Source organism: Streptomyces sp. KM273126, assembly GCF_004337435.2.
Lineage (GTDB): Bacteria > Actinomycetota > Actinomycetes > Streptomycetales > Streptomycetaceae > Streptomyces > Streptomyces acidicola.
Map to the genome: position 1 here is coordinate 3,932,129 of NZ_SJXB02000001.1, position 14,586 is coordinate 3,946,714.

The 14,586-nt window shown below is 69.6% G+C and carries 11 protein-coding genes and 1 pseudogene; 2 read left to right on the forward strand and 10 right to left on the reverse strand.

What is annotated here, in order from left to right:
• Positions 1-47: 47 nt before the first annotated feature.
• Positions 48-845 (reverse strand): helix-turn-helix transcriptional regulator, encoded by a 798-nt coding sequence (locus E0500_RS17025; RefSeq protein ID WP_309505081.1) that lies wholly within the window; start codon positions 843-845, stop codon positions 48-50.
• 143 nt (positions 846-988) lie between these two features.
• Positions 989-2,479: an FG-GAP and VCBS repeat-containing protein gene (locus tag E0500_RS17030; RefSeq protein ID WP_165935244.1), complete on the reverse strand. Its 1,491-nt coding sequence runs from the start codon at positions 2,477-2,479 to the stop codon at positions 989-991.
• 666 nt (positions 2,480-3,145) lie between these two features.
• On the opposite strand from E0500_RS17030, the gene E0500_RS17035 reads away from it, so the two are divergent.
• Complete coding sequence (locus tag E0500_RS17035; RefSeq protein WP_258572814.1) at positions 3,146-4,570, forward strand: ParB/Srx family N-terminal domain-containing protein; 1,425 nt, start codon at positions 3,146-3,148, stop codon at positions 4,568-4,570.
• Between the two features lie 133 nt (positions 4,571-4,703).
• Here E0500_RS17035 and E0500_RS17040 read toward each other — a convergent pair whose 3' ends face one another.
• From E0500_RS17040 to E0500_RS17050, 3 genes are all read right to left on the reverse strand, one after another.
• A complete protein-coding gene (locus tag E0500_RS17040; protein WP_131571773.1) occupies positions 4,704-6,296 on the reverse strand; it encodes an alpha-1,2-mannosidase in 1,593 nt (530 codons plus the stop codon).
• Positions 6,297-6,428: 132 nt separating this feature from the next.
• Positions 6,429-6,620, reverse strand: a complete 192-nt coding sequence (locus E0500_RS17045) for a hypothetical protein (protein ID WP_131571771.1) — start codon at positions 6,618-6,620, stop codon at positions 6,429-6,431.
• An 8-nt stretch (positions 6,621-6,628) separates the two neighbouring features.
• On the reverse strand, positions 6,629-7,489 hold the full coding sequence (locus E0500_RS17050; protein ID WP_131571768.1) for a helix-turn-helix transcriptional regulator: 861 nt from the start codon (positions 7,487-7,489) through the stop codon (positions 6,629-6,631).
• 229 nt (positions 7,490-7,718) lie between these two features.
• Between E0500_RS17050 and E0500_RS17055 the strand changes: the two genes are divergently transcribed.
• Positions 7,719-8,201 carry an ATP-binding protein gene (locus E0500_RS17055; protein ID WP_399119340.1) on the forward strand — a complete coding sequence of 161 codons (483 nt, stop codon included), beginning with the start codon at positions 7,719-7,721 and terminating at the stop codon, positions 8,199-8,201.
• A gap of 446 nt (positions 8,202-8,647) precedes the next feature.
• Here E0500_RS17055 and E0500_RS17060 read toward each other — a convergent pair.
• From E0500_RS17060 to E0500_RS17080, 5 genes and pseudogenes are all read right to left on the reverse strand, one after another.
• Positions 8,648-9,486 (reverse strand): annotated as a pseudogene (locus E0500_RS17060) (carbohydrate ABC transporter permease).
• 18 nt (positions 9,487-9,504) lie between these two features.
• Complete coding sequence (locus E0500_RS17065) at positions 9,505-10,380, reverse strand: carbohydrate ABC transporter permease (protein WP_258573349.1); 876 nt, start codon at positions 10,378-10,380, stop codon at positions 9,505-9,507.
• A 101-nt stretch (positions 10,381-10,481) separates the two neighbouring features.
• A complete protein-coding gene (locus E0500_RS17070; RefSeq protein ID WP_165935144.1) occupies positions 10,482-11,909 on the reverse strand; it encodes an extracellular solute-binding protein in 1,428 nt (475 codons plus the stop codon).
• A 171-nt stretch (positions 11,910-12,080) separates the two neighbouring features.
• Positions 12,081-12,767, reverse strand: coding sequence for a response regulator (locus E0500_RS17075; protein WP_131568523.1), 687 nt, complete (start codon positions 12,765-12,767; stop codon positions 12,081-12,083).
• Positions 12,764-14,566: a sensor histidine kinase gene (locus E0500_RS17080; protein WP_131568521.1), complete on the reverse strand. Its 1,803-nt coding sequence runs from the start codon at positions 14,564-14,566 to the stop codon at positions 12,764-12,766. The genes E0500_RS17075 and E0500_RS17080 overlap by 4 nt, the downstream gene beginning before the upstream one ends.
• Between the last annotated feature and the right edge of the window lie 20 nt (positions 14,567-14,586).

Below are 14,586 nucleotides of genomic sequence, written 5' to 3' on the forward strand. Positions count from 1 at the left end.
GGTGTTCCAGGGCGGGTCCCCGGCCTACCGCGGCCCTGGGCTTCCGCTCAGTACGGGCCGGTGCTCTCCATCGTCGACACCGTCGACCAGAAGCGATCGACGATGTGGTCCAGGAAGTAACGGCCGGCGTCGTCGGCGTCGGTCCAGGCCGTGCCGTTGGTCCAGGTGAGACCGGCCGTTGTCGTGCTCCGGTACGCGTTGTGCAGCTCCCGGAGCACGTCCTCGACGAGCCGCCGGTCCAGGGGCAGCAGCTTGGCCGCCGGGCGCACGTAGCCCTGCCAGCGCGTGGTGACGGCGCCCTGGAGCAGCTCGGCCAGCTTCCAGTCCCTCCCCGAGACGGTGACGAATTCCGCCAGTGAGAGGTCGAGCAGTTCGGTGAGGGCGGCGGACTGGCGCTCGTTGCCACGCCACTGCCCGGTTTCCTCCATGCGCAGGTAGGCGAGGAGTTCGAGGCCGACGACGTGGGCGACGGTCTCGGCGGAGACACCACGGGCGACGCGGTACTCGCGCAACGTCCGGGGCCTGCCGGCGAGGTCGTCCACGGAGCACCACAACATGCCCGCGAGAGCGGTGAGTTCGGCGCCGGTGGGGGCGGCAGCGCCGCGTTCCCAGTCGATGACCATGTCCGGGGTGACGTGGGGGAGTCCGAACGAGGAACGCATCCCGTACGCCACGTGCTCCGGCTCCATGCCGAGCCCGGCACGGAGTCTGCGGGCGGCCGGGGAGTCGAAGGGCGGAGTGGGGCGGGTGGGGGCGTTGCGGGCTGTGGGCGGTGTGGTCTGCGCGGCGTGCGAGGGGTGCGGGGGCCGCGCGGGGTGCTGGGTTCGGGCTCGTGATCGGCGCACTCGGCCACGGTAGGGGCGCGGGGCTGCGATGACTACGGTCTGTTCGGCCACAATTACGGAGTGCAGATATCTATGGTCGGGCTGCGGCCGCCATGTGACGGCCGCAGCCAGGTGAAAACAGGCCTACGGCGGCAAGCCGAGGATCAGCTGCCCAGGACCGAGCCGAACTCGGCGTTGGGGTAGGTGAAGCCGAAGGACTTCTCACTGAACGAGGTCACGCCACTCGTCGTCGGTCCGGTCGCCGAGCCGCGCAGCACCCAGTCGGCGCCGTCGCGGGTCGACCCGGGAAAGACGTCCTCGCCCTTCGCCGCGATTGCGATGTCCGCGCCGTTGCCGTCGATGTCGGCGATGCGTACGGCGGAGCCGAACCAGTCGTTCTCCTCCGCGGGGCCGGGCACGCCGCTGGTGGCCTGGTTGAACGCCTGGGCGTCCGTGCCCGTCAGGCCGTCGACTGTGCCCTTGAGCAGGACCACCGCGCCGGCTTGCGTCGCACCGTTGACCGTCTTGCCCGGCACGCCGGCCACGACATCCGCGTAGCCGTCGCCCGTGACGTCGCCGACCGCGAGGGATGCGCCGAAGTTGTCGCCCGGCTCGTTCGTGCCCGGGACACCGGAGGTGTCCTGATCGAGCGTGGAGGTGCGGTGGGCGCCAAGGCCGTCTGCGCTGCCGTAGCGGATGTGGAGGAAGCCCGCGGCGTCGGAGTACTCGCCTACGGTGGTCGCCGACGCAGGGATGTGGCCGGTGACGAGGTCGGTGTATCCGTCGTGGTCGATGTCCCCGGTGGCGGCCGCAACGGTGGGGGCCTCGTTCTCACCGGGAGCCCCGTCACTCGGGTCCGCAAGGGAGGCCCGATCGAGACGGTCGGCGCCCCAGGTGTAGAGGCCGGAGTGCTGGCAGTCCGTGAGGCCGTCACACGCCATGGGTCCTGTGACGGCCAGCTGGGCACGCCCAATTCCGGTGAAGTCGCCCGCGGTCAGGGCGCGGGGCTCGATGTAGGCCGAGAAATACTCGGCGTACTTCGCGTCGGTCGGCGCTGTGCGGCCCGCAAGGTCGTCGTACACCCACAGCTTGTTACGGCTGAGCGCGGCCAGTTGCACTGTGCCGTCGCCGTCGAAGTCACCGACGGCGATCTTCTTGCCGAAGTCCTTCTCGGCTTCCCAGGGGCTGTCGGCGAGCGGGCTGTCGATCTCGATGCCGCCGCTCGTCAGCAGGCCATCCGCGCCGCCCCACAGGACGGTGAGGCTGCCGAAGGAACCGCTGTTGTAATCCATCCGCTCCCCGGGGGAACCGACAACGAGGTCGGTGTAGCCGTCGGCGTCGAGGTCGCCGGTGGCGTAGGCGCTGCCGAAGAGGTCGTTGTCTTCAGCAGCGCTCGGGACACCTGCGGAGTTCTGAGTGATGGTCACCGAACGGACAGGTGACACGCCGTCAGAGGAACCGTAGAGCACGGTGACCGACCCGGCGCCGGGGCTTCCGTCGACAGTGGCTTGGGGAGTGGCCACGACGAGGTCGGCGACACCGTCTCCGTTGAAGTCGTCGGCCGTAGCAGCAGTGACCGCACTCGCCGTGGGGACGAAAGTCAGGGACAGGCCCGCGGATACTGCTACCGCTATGGCCAGGGTGCGTACAGGCAAGATTGCTCCAGTCAACGTGGTTGTCATGGTTGATCTATCGTGCCCGCCACCACTGACAATGCCCTGGGCCGCAAGTCCCTGCGGGGCGCGGCCGGAGGTGAGGGGGAAGCCGACGCCGATCCGGCGGGCGCCGCGGGAGCCTGCGTCTGGCTCCGCGCGTGGGATTGGGCCTGCGCCTTTGGCTGGCTCTGCGGGTGAGTCTCGGACTGTGCCTGAGACTGGGGCTGTGAGTGTGCCTGTGCCTGTGCTGGGGCTGGTCCTGGACATCGGGATCGAGGTGGCCGCGGACCTCACTCAAGTCCTTTTCAGTGCCGCCCACTTGGGTCGGCCCTCGGTCGTCACTGCCGTACCTCACCGAAGTCTGACCTTCGAGACGTGTGTACTGCAACTGGCCGATCCGGAGGATCGCACCAAACGTCGGTCCATGGAGGCGGGAACCGGTGTCGCCTCGTCAACTCGGCTGCGGACAGGGACAATACGCGTTCGTTTACCTGCTGGACGCCAATGGGTCACTCGAGTGTCGTCCCCCGGGACGGTACGGCTGGCTGGATATGTGCGCTGGGGTGCGCCGGGATGCGCCGTTCCCGGCACAGGTGTGGTTCCAGCCACGCGCCCCTGCCTCTGCTTCGTTCGCCCGTGCCCGCCACTCGTCCCGTAGGAGTGTCCATGACCGGCTCGACCCCCGTTCGGCCCGCCCGCGTCCGCACGACGGCTGCCCCCCGCCGTGCCCGTACGTCGCGCGAAGGCGGCCTGGCCAAGGGAGTCGCGGCCATGAGCTGCGCGTTCCTGCTGGGCGGTGCCCTGGCCGTCACCCCGGCGGTCGCCGCGACGCCCTCAGCGCCGGGCGCGATGTCGGCCCAGGAGGGTGACCTGATCGAGGTCACCCTCGAACAGCTCCGGCCCACGCAGCCCTCCCTCGGCTACGACCAGATCTTCTACAAGCTGGGTCGGTACTCCAGCACGAAGGACGAGGACCGCGGGAAGTTCAACAAGCGGTTCGACGACTGGTGCGAGACCAACGGGCAGGGAGAGGCCGCCTCGGTGGACGCGGGCGCCACGCTCGCCAACCCGTCCTCCTTCACCTGCTCGATCCCGGCCGCGCAGGAGACCGAGGACAGCCTCGCGCAGATGAAGACCGTGGTCGTCGGCCCCGGTGGCACGCTGTATCTGACGGACGGCCACCACTCGCTGACGTCGTTCTGGGAGGCGGCGGACGGCGGCCCGAAGACGCGCATACGCCTGCGGGTGACGGCCAACCTGAGCGGACTGTCGACCGAGGCCTTCTGGCAGAAGATGAAGGACGACAACCAGGTCTGGCTGAAGGACGAGAACGGCCGCGCCATCACCGTGGACCAGCTCCCGACCCGGCTCGGTCTGTCCCGCTTCCACGACGACCGCTACCGCAGCCTGGTGTACTTCACGCGCGGCATCGGCTACGACCAGGCCGCCGGTTCGGCGGAGTTCCTGGAGTTCCTGTGGGGCTCCTGGCTGCGCGACCGGGACGACCTCTCGCGGTACGACCTGACGTCGTTCGACTCCTACCTCGATGCCATCCGCGACACCTCCAGGGCGATGTCGGACGTCCCCGGTGGCACGGTGATCGCGGACGGGCGCACCGCCGACGAGATGGGCCGGCTCGCCGCGTGGAACAACGGCAAGGTCGAGACCAAGGGCGAGTTCGGCGACCTGTCCGTACCGCTGAGCAACGCCAAGCCGGGCAAGCTCGCGTTCGCCCTGGACTACCGCTCCCGCGTGCCGAAGTCTCCCTCCTGCACCCGGATCATCACCGGCAAGCGCACCGATGCGCTGCGGGTCACCTCCGGTACGACCTGCCTGGACAACGCACAGCTGTCCGGCGCCGTCCAGGTCACCTCGGGAGCGAGCTTCGTGGTGCGGGGCTCCGACATCACGGGCGCGGTGCAGGCCTCCGGCGCGGGGACGGTCGAGATCTGCGGCAGCACGGTGACAGGCGCACTGTCCATCACGGGCACCCGTGACAGGGTCACCCTCTCCGGCCCGGGCTGCACGGCCAACACCTTCAACGGCCCGGTCCTCGTGACGGGTACGGGAACGGGAACGCGCAAGGCCTGACGTACGGCAGAGGTTGGACGGCGGTGGCGTTACCTCCGCCGCCGCCTTTCCGTGGCATCTCCCCACAGGGGATCAGGACGCTGTGGGGAGATACCGGCAAGGAGTGTGGCGGCGCCGGAGTTTCAGGAGTTCTTCAGGAAGTCTTCAGGTACGCCGCCAGTTTGCCGATGAGCCGGGCGGCGTCGTCCAGGCCGCGGGCCGTCTCGCCCAGGTCGCCGGCGAGCAGCTTCTGCAGGGCCTGCCCCTCTTCCGGCCCGTGGCCCTCCCCCTGACGGGGGGCGTCGGACCAGGGGCCGGGGACGGTCGTACCCCGGTATCCGACGGGGTCGCCCCCTCGTGGCGCACGGTAGCCGGTGAAGTCGGCGGCACCGTGTGTCGGCCCGGCGGCCGGGGCCCCGGCGGCGAGGAACTGGACCCGGGAAAGCTGGGTCAGGTCGGAGCCGCGGTTGCAGGTGATGCTGAGGCGGTAGTGGGCGTAGGACGCGGGGGAGGCGACGGAGTACTCCTTCGTCTCGTGGCGCTTCCTGAAGCGTTCGCCGGTGCGGGAGTCCAGGGTCGTCCAGTGATCGCCGTCGTGCGATCCCTGCAGTTCCCAGTCCTCCGGATCCCGGTCGGCGGCGTCGTTCGCCGAGGTCAGCCGGTACACGGCGACAGCGGCGGGGTGCTCAAGGGTGAAGTCCAGCTCGGCGGTGTCGTCGTTCGCCAGCCACTTGCTCCGGGACTTGCTGAGCAGGTTCTCCGCGACCTCGCCCGCCATCTCGAACTCGTCGCTCGCCTCAATGTGGGCAACCGTACCGGTGATGTCCCGCAGCTCGCCGACGGGTTCCCGCACCTCGGGCCCGCCGGCGGAGCTCAGGACGACCGAGGCGGTGGTGCCGCGCCGGTCGGTCCAGGACACGCGCTCCACGGGCGCGCCGCCGTCGTCGAGCAGCAGCCGCAGCTCGCCGGAGGGGGACCAGGCGCCGTCGTGCCCCTCCTCGGTGGAGAACCGGTGCAGAGGAGCTCCGGCCGTGCCCTCGGGGTAGGCCCAGCGGTCGGCGAGCGTGCCGCGGTACTCGGTGACCGCACCGTCGGCGGTCCTGCGGTGGCCCAGGAAACCGGACAGGTCCGCCCGCAGCCCGATCGCCGCCTCCGATCCGTCCGCCCCGCGCCAGGTGAGGTGTGCGGGCATGACGCGCTCACCGCTGTCGATGTGGAAGAGCAGCCGGGGAGCGGTCTGCCAGGTGGCGGAGCCGGGGGCGCGGAACTCGGTGCTGAACGCGACGACGGACCGCTTGGTCGTCCGGGCCGCCAGGGCACGCTCCGACCGGTCCCGGTCGTGCGCGGGGTCCACGGTGACGGCACGCAGCCGCAGCAGTCCTTCCGCACCCTCCGGGTTGCGTACCTCAAGAAGGTTGTCACCGGCGGCCAGCAGTTCCCCCGGCGCACTGAGGACGGTCACCTGCGGGTCGCTGTGCCCCCTGTCCCCGTCCCCCGGTATCGCCGGCTGCTCCGCGAGAGCCTTGCCGTTGAGCAGGACGTCCATCGGAGCGCTCGCACCAAGAACGGTCACCGTGACGACGGCCTCGGCGATCTCCTCCCGCTCGCCCACCGTGAAGTCCACCCTGATGTGTCCCCCGGCGCCCAGCGCGAGGTGCGAGGGAGCGATCCCGCAGCGGTGGTGGGCGACCACGGCGTTCGACAGCTGGGCCGGGTTGGTGGAGAAGTCGGCGAATACGGGTTCCATGCGTGTCCCTACGTCGTTCGGGGCGTACCGGTCGGTCATACCGGTCGCGCTGTGCACGGCGTGGCCTTGCGGCCCGTGGCACTTGCCAAACGTATCGGGGGCCACTGACAACACGGCGGCGCCTGACGGGAACTAGAGGAGGTGGTCGGCCTTTCCCGCCTTGATGTCCTGGATGAGGGTGCGGAGCGCTTCGCGGGTGTCGGTGAGGTAGGTGTCTTCCTGGCCGGCGATGGCTATGTAGGCGTTGCCTTGGGGGTCGGTGCCGAGGCGGAAGCAGTTGGCGCCTTCGCCGCAATAGGGGGGCTCCCAGGTGATGTCCGGCATGGGGACTCCTAGAGGTCGTTGAGGTCGTCGGCGAGGGTGCGGATGAAGGTGCGCGAGGCGTCGGGAGTGAGTGCCATGGCCTCGGCCGCGTCGAGCTGGGCCAGGTACTTGCTGAGCTGTGTCTCGGTATCGACGAACTCGGGGCCGTGTGTGCTGTCGAGTTCCACGGTGTCGAGGCGGGGGACGGCGGCCTCGGCGTAGATGACGGACTGCCCGGCGCCGGGGAATCCACCTGCTTTGAAGGGGATGACCCGTACGGTGACGGTGTCGCGCTCGGACATGCGCAGCAGGTGTTCGTGCTGCCGCCGGGACGCCTCGGGGCCGCCGAACTCCATGCGGAGAGCAGCCTCATGGATGATCGCGTCGACGGCCGGGGGTTCCGGGCGGTCGAGTACCTGTTGCCGGTCGATGCGGTGCGCCACGCGGAGGTCGATGTCGGCCTGAGGCAGGGGCGGGATCACGGCGGCGAAGACGGCGCGGGCATGCTCCTCGGTTTGGAGGAGCCCCGGAAGATGCACGGTGACAGCGATGCGGAGCCGATGGGCGTGCCACTCCAGCTCGGCGATGTCCAGGAAGGGGTCCCGGAGTTTGCCCCGGTACGTCTCCCACCAGCCCTTCGCTCGGTTCGTGGCCATGGCGGCCAGCGCCTCGACGTAGTCCTGGTCTGTGCAGCCGTAGTTGCTCGCGAGGACGCGTACGCGCTCGGGGCTTGTGCCGGAGCGGCCGGACTCCATGTTGGGCACATTGGTGCGGGGGACGCCCAGCAGGCCGGCGGCGTGCTCCGTGGTCATCCCCGCCGCGAGACGCATCCTGCGCAACTCCTCGCCGAGGCGCCGCTGGCGCTCTGTCGGTGCACTCCTCGGCGGCATGCGCCCTCTCCTGTCCGGCCGTTCGACGGTGTCAGTCTGCCGTTGCGGTGTGCAGTTGGTCCACCCGAGTTCCACATCGAGTAGTACACGTACTCCTCAATTGCTCTACAGTCAGTGATGAGGCGCTTACGGTCCGGTGGGGCCGGAAGTGCGTGGCGCCAGCCTGCCCAGGTGCCCTCGCGTGAGTCCGATGTGCCGCGGATCACCTGCAACAACAAAGGAGTTGCTCATGTCAGCGATGAACGCTGTTCTGGCCTGTCCCGTCTTCACGGAGAGTCGCCCGGAGGTCAGTACGCCTCCGCCGGGCCCCGAGACGCTCGCGTACGGCTTCACCTTGCCCGCCGGGCCGTTGAGTTCGTGGATCGCTCGGGCGTCCACGCGGGCCATGCTCCAGGCGCACGGGCTGGACGGCATGGTGGACCCGGCCGTGCAGGTGGTGGCCGAATTCGTCGCGTGCGCGTGGCGGTTCACGCCGGACACTGAGGTGTATGTGTCGCTGCGGTATCGGGAGGGGGCGCTGAGGGTGGTCCTCTACGACGGGCATCGACGGCACGCGCATCGGCGGCTGGTGGAGGCGTGCGACGCGCGACGGCGGGCGGCGTTGCGGGTGGTGGGGTGCGTGGTGCGGGCGTGCGAGGGGGAGTGGGGCTTCGGGGAGGCGCGGGAGCCCGGGGGTGGGACTCGGATGTGGGCGGTTTTGCCGGGGGTGTGACCCGAATACGGATGCCGTTCCGGTCGGACGGACGGCTGTCAGGCCGATCGCGGGCTGCCGCGGAAGATCAGAGCGGCCGCGTCACGGAGGTGATGTACCCGCGGAACTGCGACACATTCGGGAAAAGTGTCGCACCTGCGGATTCGGTTGCCTGCCCGCCGTCGCGGTGCCACGTCCGTGGACGTGACCTCCAGAGCCGGCGCACAGCTTGGGTATGTGCGCGCCGCCGGAGTCTCCAGGCGGACCAGTGGCATGGACAAAGCGACGGCGACGGCGATTGCATCGACAAGGAATTCGTGCTCTCACATCGGAAATGTAATGCCACTGGTGGAAAAGCCCGCTGGTGGGGAAAGCTGCACGTCAAGGGCTTGCCATCGATGGGCTGGGTCCCTTCGACGCAACCCAAGATCGCGCCCGCACCCAGGTGCCGGGGGAGCAACACCCCCTCACCCCTTGACCGCCCCGCCTAACGCGAACCCCCACCCAACCGCCGCGCCACCAGCACGTACAGCACCAGCACCGGCGACGAGTAGATCACCGAGAACGCGGCCAGTTGCCCGTACACCACCATCCCCCGGTTGCCGAAGAACTCGTTGATGCTCACGGCGGCGGGCATCTGGTCCGGTGTCAGCAGCAGCATGAACGGGACGAAGAAGTTCCCCCACATCATCACGAAGCAGAAGACCGTCACCACGGCCACACCCGGACCCATCAGCGGCAGCACGATCCGTAGCAGCGACTGCGACGACGACGCTCCGTCCGTCCACGCGGCCTCCTCCAGCTCCTTCGGGACGCCGTCCATGAAGTTCTTCATCAGCCAGATGGCGAACGGGAGTTGAGAGGCGGCGAAGAAGAAGATCGTGCCCTGCATGGTGTCGATGAGGTTCACCTGTACGAACAGGGCGTACACCGGGACCATGATCGCCGTGATGGGCAGGCTCGTCGCGAACAGGATCGTCAGCAGGAACGGGCGGTTGAGGCGGGAGCGGAAGCGGGACAGCGGGTACGCCGCGAGGGCCGCGCACACCACCGTCAGGAGGGTTCCGCCGCCGCACAGGATCAGGCTGTTGAGGAGGGGGGTGAAGGTGATGTCCGGGGTGAGGACCGCGTCGAAGTTGGACAGGGTCAGGCCGTCCGGCACCTTCACCCTCAGGTCCGCGTTCGGGTCCAGGGAGGACAGGAGTACCCAAGCGAGCGGGAGGGCGAAAGCGGCGGCCACGGCGAGGAGGCCGATGTCGGCCGCGAGACGGTGCGCCGTGCGGCGGTCGCTCAGCGTACGGGGCATGGTGCGGGGCATGGCGGCTCAGACCTCCGTCCGGAGCAGGCGCAGGTAGATGACCGAGAAGAGCGAGCCGATCAGGAGCAGGAGCAGGGCCACGGCCGTGCCGTAGCCGATCATGCTGTTCTGGAAGGCCTGCTCGTACATGAAGAGCGGGAGCGTCTGGCTCTTGTCGCCGGGGCCGCCACGGGTCATCACCCAGATCAGGCCGAAGACCGACAGGGTCTGGAGCGTGTTCAGCATCAGGTTCGTGCCGATGGAGCGGCGGATCATGGGCAGTGTGATGTGCCAGAGGCGGCGCCAGCCGCCCGCGCCGTCGACCTCGGCCGCCTCCGTGATCTCCTTGGGAATCTCGTTCAGGGCCGCCGAGTAGACCAGCATGGAGAAGGCCGTGCCCCGCCAGACGTTCGCGAACGACACCGCCAGGATCGGGAGCGTGAACAGCCAGTTCTGGGACGGGAGATGGAGCCAGTCCAGGATGGCGTTCAGGGTGCCCTCGCGGCGGAAGAAGGCGTACAGGAGGAAACCGGCCACGACCTCCGGCAGCACCCACGCCGTGATCACGATCCCGCCCACGAGCGTACGGACCGGCTTCGACGCCCGCTGCATCAGCGAGGCCAGCGCCAACCCGAGCGTGTTCTGCCCGATCAGCGAACTCAGCACCGTGAACACCAGCGTCAGCCACACGGCGTTGCGGAACGCCCGGTCCTCGAACGCGGTACGGAAGTTGTCGAAGCCGACGAACGACTCCTGGGCCTGGCCGGTGAGCTGGAGGTCCGTGAACGCGATGTACGCGCAGTACGCGATCGGGCCCGCGAGGAACAGCAGCAGGAGGACGAGGGCGGGAGTGACGGGGAGGGCGCGGATGAGGGAGCGGCGGAGGGGGAGGGACAGCGGCAGGGCAGCGGGTACGTCGCGGGCGCGGGGCGGGCGTGACGGGTCCGGTTCTCCGGGTGCCGCACGCCCTTCCCGGCTCGCTTCTGCTGCGTCTACTTTGTGGCTCACTTCTCGATCACTTGGTCGTTCGTGACCGACTTCAGGGTGTCGTCGTAGCCGCTCGCCGCCTCCTCGACCGACACGTCACCCGTCGTCACGCCCTCCATCGCCTCCTGCATGGCCGTCGAGACCTTGGGGTACGCCGGGAACGCCGGGCGGTAGTGGGTGCTCGGGACCAGGTCGGTGAAGAACTTGATGCCGGGCTGCGCACTGATGTAGTCAGGGTCCTCGGCTACGTCCTTGCGTACCGCGATGCCCGAGTTGGCGATGTACCACTTCTGGGCGTTGGCTTTCGTCTGCATCGTCTTGATGAACTCGAAGGCCAGGTCGGGGTTGGCCGCCTTGTCCGGGATCGCCCAGGTCCAGCCGCCGGACATGCTCACCTTGCCGGGGGACTGTCCGGTCTGCGTCGGCATGTATGCCAGGCCCAGCTTCTCGGACCAGTCCGGCCACTCGTGGCCGGCGCCCTTCTGCCAGTCCTGCGGGAGCCAGGAGCCGTCGAGGTCGATCGCGAGCTTGCCCTTGGGGAGGAGTTCACCGCGGACGATGGTCTGGATGTTCGGGTCGAGGGCGACGGAGACGTCCGGGCCGAGTTTCTCCTTGTAGACGGTCTCCACGAAGGCCAGGGCGTCCCTGAAGCCCTTGCTCCCGGCCACCCACTTCTTGCTCGCCCGGTCGTACAGCGGGTCGGACTTTCCGTTGCCCGTGCCGTCGCCCGTCCCGTACAGCAGCATCTGGAAGCCCTGCATGGCCGCCGCCTCGCCCGCCGGTTTGCCCGTGTAGATGTTGAGCGGTGTGACGCCGGGGACCTTCCGCTTGACGGTGCGGGCGGCGGAAAGTACGTCGTCCCAGGTCTTCGGCTGCCAGTCGGAGGGCAGCCCGGCCTTCTCGAAGATGCCCTTGTCGAACCAGAGGCCGCGGGCGTCGGTGCCGTCCGGGATGCCGTACGTCTTCCCGTCCTCGGCCTTGGCCGCCGTCTTCGCCGTGTCGATGAACTGGTCCCAGTCCTTCCACTTGGCCAGATACGGGTCGAGGGGTTTCAGATAGCCGCTCGTGATGTCGGAGTTGATGAGGAAGGTGTCCTCGTACACCAGGTCGGGGGCCGTCTTCGGTGAGCGGAGCATCTGCTGGACCTTGGTGTAGTACTCCGAGTCCGGGGCCTTGATGGGGATGAGCTCGACCTTCTTCCCCGGGTTCGCCTTCTCGAACTGCTTCTCGATACCGGCGAGGAAGGTGTCCATGACGCGGACCGAGTTGTCCGTGGACTGTTTGAAGGACACCTTCACCGTGTCCGGGTCGCTGCCGGAGCCACTGCCGCAGGCGGTGAGCGCGGTGGCGGCGAGGGCGAGGGCGACGAGTGCGGTGAGTGGGGCAGTGGGGCGGAAGCGGGCGGCGGTGGAGCGGGTGCGGACTGCGGTGGGGCGCACGGGCAACGACCTCCTGCGGGCCTACCTCGTTGTGGCCGGAAGTTTGCTGCCCAGTGAACGTACGAGGGCCGCCCTTGTCAGGTCAATGTGTCTGCGCGGGCCCGCACTTGGCGACTTCGGCGGACCTGGCTCCAGGTGCTGGGGCCCGATCCGCCCGGACAGGCCCTAGTTGCAGTACTAGTGCTGCTCCTTCACCCACCGGTACTGCAACTCCGGTCTCCCCACCGTCCCGTACTGCGGACTGCGTGCCGCCCGCCCCGCCTCCACCAGGTGCTCCAGATAGCGACGGGCCGTGATCCGTGAGATTCCCACCGCCTCCGCGACCCCGGCCGCGGTCAGCCCTCCGGCGCAGTCGCGCAGGGCGACGGTGACCTTCTCCAGCGTGGGGGCACTCAGGCCTTTGGGCAGCGCCGCCGGTCCCGGAGCGCGCAGGGTGGCGAGCGCGCGGTCCACCTCGTCCTGGCCGCTCGCCTCGCCCGCCGCCGCGTGGAACTCGGCGTAACGGACCAGGCGGTCCCGCAGCGTGGCGAAGGTGAAGGGCTTCAGGACGTACTGCACCACGCCCAGCGACACCCCCTCCCGTACGACCGCCAGGTCCCGAGCCGACGTCACCGCTATCACGTCCGCGTGGTGGCCGGCGGCGCGGAGGGAACGGGCGAGTTGCAGGCCGTGCACGTCCGGGAGATGGAGATCCAGCAGGAGCAGGTCAACGGGCATGCGGTCCAGTGCGCGGCGCGCCTCCGCCCCGGTGTGCGCCTTGCCGACCGCCGTGAAGCCGGGGACCCGGCCGACGTACATGACGTGCGCGTCGGCGGCCACCGGGTCGTCCTCCACGACCAGGACACGGATGGTTTCGGTTGTCATACGTGGCCTCCAGGCACGGCTCTGGGCACGGCGGACCGAGCGGTCTCCGTCTCCGCGCCGACCCGGGCGGACCCCACCGTAGGCAACGGCAGCCGGGCCTCGAACTCCGCCCCGCCCCCGACGGCCTCCGTCACCGTCAGAGTGCCCTCATTGCGGCGTACGGTCTGCCGGACCAGGGCGAGGCCCAGGCCGCGGCCGCCGGGGCCCGCCGGTTTCGTCGAGAAGCCGCGTTCGAACACGGCCTCCGCGTGGGCCGGGTCCACGCCCGCGCCCGTGTCGGCGACCCGGAGGACTAGCTCGGAGCGGGCCTGGGGGCGGGTCTCGTAGCCGGGCTCGGAGTCGGCGCCCGCCGAGGCGCCGGTACCCGTATCCGTACCCGTACTCGTATCCGTACCCGTTCCCGTACTCGTACTCGTACCGGGCTCGGTCGTGTACGCCGTCACCGTCACCCGCGCCCGGGCCGTCCCCTGCGCCGCGTCCACCGCGTTGTCGATCAGGTTGCCGAGGACGGTGACCAGGTCGCGGGCGGAGAGGGACTCCGGGAGGAGGCCGTCGTCGATGCGGCTGTCCTCGGAGACCACCAGCTCCACGCCCCGCTCGTTGGCCTGGGCCGCCTTGCCCAGGAGCAGGGCCGCCAGGACGGGTTCGCTGACCGCGGCGACCACCTGGTCCGTCAGGGCCTGGGCCAGCTCCAGTTCCGCCGTCGCGAAGTCGACCGCCTCGTCCGCGCGGCCGAGCTCGATCAGGGAGACGACCGTGTGCAGACGGTTCGCGGCCTCGTGCGCCTGGGAGCGGAGAGCCTGGGTGAAGCCCCGCTCGGAGTCCAGCTCGCCCATCAGCGACTGGAGCTCCGTCACATCACGCAGGGTCACGACCGTGCCACGGCGATGACCGCCGGAGACGGGGGAGGTGTTCACGACCAGGACGCGGGTCGCCGTCAGATGCACCTCGTCCACCCGCGGCTCGGAGGCCAGCAGCGCGCCGGTGAGCGGGGTGGGCAGGCCCAGGTCGGCGACCGAGCGGCCGACCACGTCGTCGGTCAGGCCGAGCAGCTCCTGTGCGCCGTCGTTGAACAGCGCGACGCGGTACTGGCCGTCCAGCATCAGCAGGCCCTCGCGTACGGCGTGCAGCGCGGCCTGGTGGTAGTCGTGCATGTTGCTGAGCTCGGTGGCGTTCATGCCGTGGGTGTGGCGGCGCAGCCGGGCGTTGACCACATACGTGCCGAGGCCGCCCAGGGCGAGGGCGCCCGCCGCGACGCCGATCAGTGCCGTGAGCTGCTCCTGGACGCGGGCGCTGATCGCCTCGACCCTGATGCCGGCGCTGACCAGGCCGATGATCCTGCCGTCCTCCTCGACGGGCGTGACCGCGCGCACGGACGCCCCGAGCGTGCCCGTGTACGTCTCGGTGAAGGTCTCGCCCCGCAGCGCCTGCTCGATGTGGCCGCGGAAGTGCTGGCCGATCTGCTGCGGGTCGGGGTGGGTCCAGCGGATGCCGTCGGTATTCATGATGGTGACGAAGTCGACCTCGGCGTCGCGCTGCACCTGCAGCGCGTACGGCTGGAGTTCCGCTGTGGGATTCTCGGTGTGGATGGCCTCGCGTACGGAGGGGGAGTCCGCGACCGCTCGGGCCACGGCCGTCGCCTGGCGGCCGGCCGCCTCCTCGGCCTGGGAGCGGTCGCTGACGTAGGTGAACAGCGCGTACCCGACGACCACGACCGCCAGCAGTACGGCCTGGACGGCAAAGAGCTGACCTGCCAGGCTGCGGGGTCTGAGCACGCGGGAGGCGCGAGGGAAGCGCATGCCAACAGTCTGCATCCACG

Excerpts from the sequence above, each read along its gene's own strand:
- E0500_RS17035 (WP_258572814.1), top strand. The coding sequence starts at position 3,146 with ATGACCGGCTCGACCCCCGTTCGGCCCGCCCGCGTCCGCACGACGGCT.
- E0500_RS17040 (WP_131571773.1), bottom strand. The coding sequence starts at position 6,296 with ATGGAACCCGTATTCGCCGACTTCTCCACCAACCCGGCCCAGCTGTCG.
- E0500_RS17045 (WP_131571771.1), bottom strand. The coding sequence starts at position 6,620 with ATGCCGGACATCACCTGGGAGCCCCCCTATTGCGGCGAAGGCGCCAAC.
- E0500_RS17050 (WP_131571768.1), bottom strand. The coding sequence starts at position 7,489 with ATGCCGCCGAGGAGTGCACCGACAGAGCGCCAGCGGCGCCTCGGCGAG.
- E0500_RS17055 (WP_399119340.1), top strand. The coding sequence starts at position 7,719 with ATGTCAGCGATGAACGCTGTTCTGGCCTGTCCCGTCTTCACGGAGAGT.
- E0500_RS17075 (WP_131568523.1), bottom strand. The coding sequence starts at position 12,767 with ATGACAACCGAAACCATCCGTGTCCTGGTCGTGGAGGACGACCCGGTG.
- E0500_RS17080 (WP_131568521.1), bottom strand. The coding sequence starts at position 14,566 with ATGCGCTTCCCTCGCGCCTCCCGCGTGCTCAGACCCCGCAGCCTGGCA.